We start from the raw sequence: 5,167 nt of genomic DNA on the forward strand, positions 1-5,167 counted from the left end.
ATAGACGATTAACTAGTTTTAAATGACGCATTTATGCCGAGAAAATTTATTGTGCGTTGAGAAGAACCCTTAACTAAACTTGTAGACGAATGTCGGCATAGCGTGAGCTATTAAGCCGACCATTCGACAAGTTTTGGGATTGTTAAGGGTTCCGAGGCTCAACGTCAATAAAGCAATTGGAATAAAGCAATTAGTTTTAGTAATCTAATAAAAAAGGGAGGGGTTTTATGGGTAATTTGATTAGGCTGGAAAATACATTTGTTTTTATTACTGCTGTGATTGTTTATTTTATGTTTGGTTTTTCATTATGGCTTTTTTTAATATTTTTGTTAGTTCCTGATATTTCTATGTTGGGATATTTATACAATAATAAAATTGGCAGTTATATTTATAATATTGGTCATTCTTATATAATTCCGATATTGATCACTTTGCTTTATTTAGCTATGGGAGTGGATTTGTTATTAGGAATTGCATTGATTTGGTTGGCTCATATTGCTATGGATAGAACGATTGGATATGGTTTAAAATACACTGTTGGTTTTGATAAAACAACAATACAAAAAGTTTAAAAGCAAGTTGTCTTTTTTTTAGCTTTTAGAAACGAGTTGAAAACGAGTTTCTTCTTGTCTTGATTTTGATTATGTAATAAGTTTTGGTACTAAAAAAGACCTGATCTAATTAGACCAAGTCTTTTGATAGTGTTATATTAATAAACAAATAAAAAGAAGTCGCTCACGCCCCTACCAAAGTTTGTGAATGCGACTTACCTAAATAAATATAAAGAGTTATGTTTTATTTATTTTTGTATATCTAGATATTAAACGATATAAGTTTATTCTTCAAGATATATATTTGGGTGAGCGACTTCTTAAAGTAAATTAAGGAGTCGATTTTTTATGAGTAAAAATAATCACGCAAATCATTCAAATCATTTAGAAAATCACGATTTAGACAATTTTTCTAAAACCGGCTACTCTAATAGCCGGTTAGGAGTGCATTCTGTGCACCCACAAAATCCTAAATTAAGTTTTGACGCTATTACAATAGTTGGAAATCTCAGTCGTGACAACGCTCAAAAGCTATCGTCATTTATGAGTATTGAACCTCAAATAAGACTTTGGGATATACTACAAACGAAATTTAAAGCTAAAGCACTGCAAGAAAAAGTTTATATCGAATATGACAAAGTGAAAGCAGATACTTGGGACAGACGTAATATGCGTGTTGAATTTAATCCAAATAAACTTACACATGAAGAAATGATTTGGTTAAAACAGAACATCATCGACTACATGGAAGATGACGGTTTTACAAGATTAGATTTAGCTTTTGATTTTGAAGATGATTTGAGTGATTACTATGCAATGACTGATAAAGCAGTTAAGAAAACTATTTTTTACGGTCGCAATGGTAAACCAGAAACAAAGTATTTTGGTGTGAGAGATAGCAATAGATTTATTAGAATTTACAATAAAAAGCAAGAACGTAAAGACAATGCAGATGTTGAAGTTATGTCTGAACACTTATGGCGTGTAGAAATTGAACTTAAAAGAGATATGGTGGATTATTGGAATGATTGTTTTAATGATTTACATATCTTGAAACCAGATTGGACTTCGCCAGAAAAATTAAATGAACAAGCAATGGTTTACATGTTAATTCATGAAGAAGGCAAATGGGGAGAATTGAATAAGAGAACTAAATATAAATATAAAAAAATAATCAAAGAAATATCTCCAATTGATTTAACTGAAATAATGAAATTGACTTTACGAGAAAACGAAAAACAATTGCAAAAGCAGATTGATTTTTGGCAGCGTGAATTTAGATTTTGGGAGTGAAAAAACAATGAGGACTGAAAAAGAAATTTTAAATTTAGTTTCTGAATTTGCTTATCAACGAAGCAATGTAAAAATTATTGCTCTCGAGGGTTCAAGAACTAATGAAAATATAAAAAAAGATAAGTTTCAAGATTATGATTTTGCTTTTTTCGTATCAGATATTGAGAGTTTCACACATGAAGAAAGTTGGTTAAGTTTATTTGGAGAATTATTGTTTATACAGAAACCAGAAGATATGGAATTATTCCCACCTGATTTAGATTATGGTTACAGTTATATAATGTATTTTAAAGATGGCATAAAAATGGATATTACATTAATTAATTTAAAAGATTTAAATCGTTATTTTAGTGATTCTGATGGTCTTGTAAAAATTTTAGTTGATAAAGATAATTTAGTAATTCAAGAAATTGTTCCAGATGACTCAAATTATTGGTTAAAAAAACCAACAGAACGAGAATTTTATGATTGCTGTAATGAGTTTTGGAGTGTCTCAACGTATGTAGCAAAGGGTGTTTTTAGAAGAGAAATATTATTTGCTTTAGATCATTTCAATAATATTTTACGTCCTGAATTATTAAGAATGATTTCTTGGTATATTGGCTTTAATAGGGGTTTTGATTTTAGTTTAGGAAAGAATTATAAGTTTATAAACAAATATTTAACTGATAAAGAATTCAATATGTTTTTAGCTACTTTTGAGATGAATGGATATAGAAAGACATACCAATCTTTTAAGCTTTGTTGTGAATTATTTAAATATTATTCAAATAAAGTAAGTTGTTTAGGAAATTATAACTATCCAAATTACGAAAAAAATATTGAGAATTTTATTCGTAATAATTATGAGAATTAATTTTATTAGCAACCACATTTTTGGTTACTTTTGTTTTGATTTTGAATTTGGTTTTGAACTATGAGTGGCTAGCATTTTGCCACTCATTTTTGCCTAAGCAAAAACATAAAGGGTATGGGAATATTACCATCAAGCCGGTATATTCAGAACGAAGTGGCTAGAATATACGACGCTTGCCAAACCACATTATTACTTGAAATTTTGTTGATTATCCTATAATCTACAAATATAGAAAGTAATATATTTCGAAGAAACGTGGTGGGATTGAATGAGTGAACATGATGATAATTTGGCTAGCGATTTGTCTGTTGGGGGAAACCGAAAACCCAACCGCAAAGAGCCAAAACAAATTAGTTTCAGAGTGAGCGAATCCGAATATGAAAAGTTAAGGTCATCTGCCGAAACTTTGAATATGAGTGTGCCGAATTTTGTTAAGAAAAAGGCACATGGGAGTCGATTGGTAGCGCCCAAATTTGATAAAGAGACGCGACAATCGATTGCCAAAGATTTAAGTAAGTTAGGGGCGAATGTGAATCAGATTGCTAAATATTGCAATCAACATCAACATGAAAATCCAGATTATAAGGCTTTGGATAGAAACATCAACGCAGTACGTGAAAGGCTTGATGAGATATGGCAACAACTAAATTAGGTAATACCAAATCGGCAAGTCGAGCAATCAATTACGCAGAGAAACGCGCAGAAGAAAAAAGTGGTTTGAATTGTGATGTAGATTATGCGAAATCGGCTTTTAAACAAACAAGAGCCTTGTATGGCAAAGAAGATGGAATTCAAGCACATACGGTTATTCAGTCTTTTAAACCTGGAGAAGTAACACCAGAACAATGTAATCGACTCGGTTTAGAACTTGCAGAAAAAATAGCACCTAATCATCAAGTAGCTGTTTATACGCATACAGATAAAGACCATTATCATAATCATATTGTGATTAATTCAGTTGATCTAGAAACTGGAAAGAAATATCAAAGTAATAAAAAACAACGTGATTTAGTCAAAAAAGAAAATGACAATGTCTGTCGTGAACATGGTTTGAGTGTGACAGAACGTGGCACTGCCAAAATGAGATACACACAAGCAGAAAAAGGCATTGTGTTTGATAGAGAAGAATATTCTTGGAAAGATGAATTACGTGAATTAATTGAAAATGCAAAAACACATACAAGCAATTTAGAGACGTTTTCAGAGCATTTAGAAGAAAAAGGGGTAGAAGTTAAGCTTCGTGGCGAAACAATCTCATATAAGCCTGAAAACGCAAATAAATGGGTGCGTGGAAGAACGCTAGGTTCAGATTATGAAAAAGGGGCGATTGACTATGAGCATGAAAGACATCAAGAACAACAAAGAGAATCTGAATATGCAGACGGATTCAAGGTCAACTGGGAGGCAGTCGAGCAACATACAGAGCAACTTAAACAACGAAGAGTTGAACGAGCTCAAGAGACAAAACAAGCTAATCGTAAAATATCTAGCAGAGATACAAGAGAATCAGAAAATCAGAGAGAAAGAACACAAGGAAACAACGTCCGAATTGAAAGAGGCAACGAAGGAATTTCGAGATAAAAGCTTAAAGATTCGTAATGATTTTGTAGATGTACTTCAAGAAAAATTAAAACAGGTTGATACAGAAGAATTAAAAGATATATTAGGCAGAGATATTTACAGAGTACGAGAAGAAAATGACCGTATGTTGCAAGAAGTAATAGCGTCACATGAACACTATAAAAAAAGACAAAAGCAATTATTTACAGGTATTGGGGCAATGTTGTTAGTCTTTATGCTATTTGCTTTAATTATGACGATTGGTAGTGACTTTATGAATTTTCTACATGTAGATACATTGCAGAATGCTATAGCAAGCAAAATAAAAGCGTCTGAAGACTTTATGACGTTTGTTTGGTTTATCGCTTATGGTTTACCTTATATATTCGCTATAGGGCTATTTATTGGGTTGTATGAATGGATTAGAGCAAAGTTCCATGATTAAAAATTAATGTGATAAAGTTTGTTAAAAAAGGAGGTATTAATTTGATATTTATATATATAATATTTTCGGCTATTTTACTTTATTACGCTTTAAAATATGGAATTAGAAATGGTTTTGTTGAACTTGAAGCGAATAAAGACGGTTTAGTTTACTATAAAAAAAGTGCGAGTTTGCTTGAAGAGATAGGAAATATTTATAGTAGAGTTTCTACGTCTAAATCTAAAGAAGCGAAAGCTATCTATAATGAGGCTTTTGACATATTGCTTTCTGAAAAAAAGCCGAAGATTATATTTAAAGAATTAACTGAGAAGAAAGAAGAAATTTTTAAATTAAGTATAGACGATTAACTAGTTTTAAATGACGCATTTATGCCGAGAAAATTTATTGTGCGTTGAGAAGAACCCTTAACTAAACTTGTAGACGAATGTCGGCATAGCGTGAGCTATTAAGCCGACCATTCGA

The 5,167-nt window shown here is 31.4% G+C and carries 7 protein-coding genes; all 7 read left to right on the forward strand.

Annotated features, from left to right (window positions below):
• Positions 1–227 precede the first annotated feature (227 nt).
• Positions 228–572 carry a DUF4260 domain-containing protein gene (locus FYJ81_RS12870; RefSeq protein WP_154409729.1) on the forward strand — a complete coding sequence of 115 codons (345 nt, stop codon included), beginning with the start codon at positions 228–230 and terminating at the stop codon, positions 570–572.
• A gap of 327 nt (positions 573–899) precedes the next feature.
• Entirely contained in the window at positions 900–1,844 is a 945-nt protein-coding gene (locus tag FYJ81_RS12875; protein WP_154409730.1) for a replication initiation factor domain-containing protein, read from the forward strand.
• Between the two features lie 7 nt (positions 1,845–1,851).
• On the forward strand, positions 1,852–2,700 hold the full coding sequence (gene str, locus FYJ81_RS12880; protein WP_154409731.1) for a streptomycin adenylyltransferase Str: 849 nt from the start codon (positions 1,852–1,854) through the stop codon (positions 2,698–2,700).
• A 268-nt stretch (positions 2,701–2,968) separates the two neighbouring features.
• The gene (locus FYJ81_RS12885; protein ID WP_069820424.1) at positions 2,969–3,352 is read left to right on the forward strand and encodes a plasmid mobilization protein; all 384 of its coding nucleotides are present in this window, start codon (positions 2,969–2,971) and stop codon (positions 3,350–3,352) included.
• Positions 3,334–4,281: a relaxase/mobilization nuclease domain-containing protein gene (locus FYJ81_RS12890; protein WP_107516047.1), complete on the forward strand. Its 948-nt coding sequence runs from the start codon at positions 3,334–3,336 to the stop codon at positions 4,279–4,281. The genes FYJ81_RS12885 and FYJ81_RS12890 overlap by 19 nt, the downstream gene beginning before the upstream one ends.
• On the forward strand, positions 4,250–4,705 hold the full coding sequence (locus FYJ81_RS12895) for a DUF334 domain-containing protein (RefSeq protein ID WP_154409732.1): 456 nt from the start codon (positions 4,250–4,252) through the stop codon (positions 4,703–4,705). The genes FYJ81_RS12890 and FYJ81_RS12895 overlap by 32 nt, the downstream gene beginning before the upstream one ends.
• Positions 4,706–4,746: 41 nt before the next feature.
• A complete protein-coding gene (locus FYJ81_RS12900) occupies positions 4,747–5,052 on the forward strand; it encodes a hypothetical protein (protein ID WP_107378013.1) in 306 nt (101 codons plus the stop codon).
• The last annotated feature ends 115 nt before the right edge of the window (positions 5,053–5,167 follow it).

The sequence above is a fragment of the Staphylococcus sp. McC-251-APC-3A2 genome (assembly GCF_009695665.1).
Taxonomy (GTDB): Bacteria; Bacillota; Bacilli; order Staphylococcales; family Staphylococcaceae; genus Staphylococcus; species Staphylococcus cohnii.

Bases quoted from the DNA above. Each gene is read 5' to 3' on its own strand.
- FYJ81_RS12890 (WP_107516047.1), top strand. From the start codon at position 3,334: ATGGCAACAACTAAATTAGGTAATACCAAATCGGCAAGTCGAGCAATC.
- FYJ81_RS12885 (WP_069820424.1), top strand. From the start codon at position 2,969: ATGAGTGAACATGATGATAATTTGGCTAGCGATTTGTCTGTTGGGGGA.
- FYJ81_RS12870 (WP_154409729.1), top strand. From the start codon at position 228: ATGGGTAATTTGATTAGGCTGGAAAATACATTTGTTTTTATTACTGCT.
- str (WP_154409731.1), top strand. From the start codon at position 1,852: ATGAGGACTGAAAAAGAAATTTTAAATTTAGTTTCTGAATTTGCTTAT.
- FYJ81_RS12875 (WP_154409730.1), top strand. From the start codon at position 900: ATGAGTAAAAATAATCACGCAAATCATTCAAATCATTTAGAAAATCAC.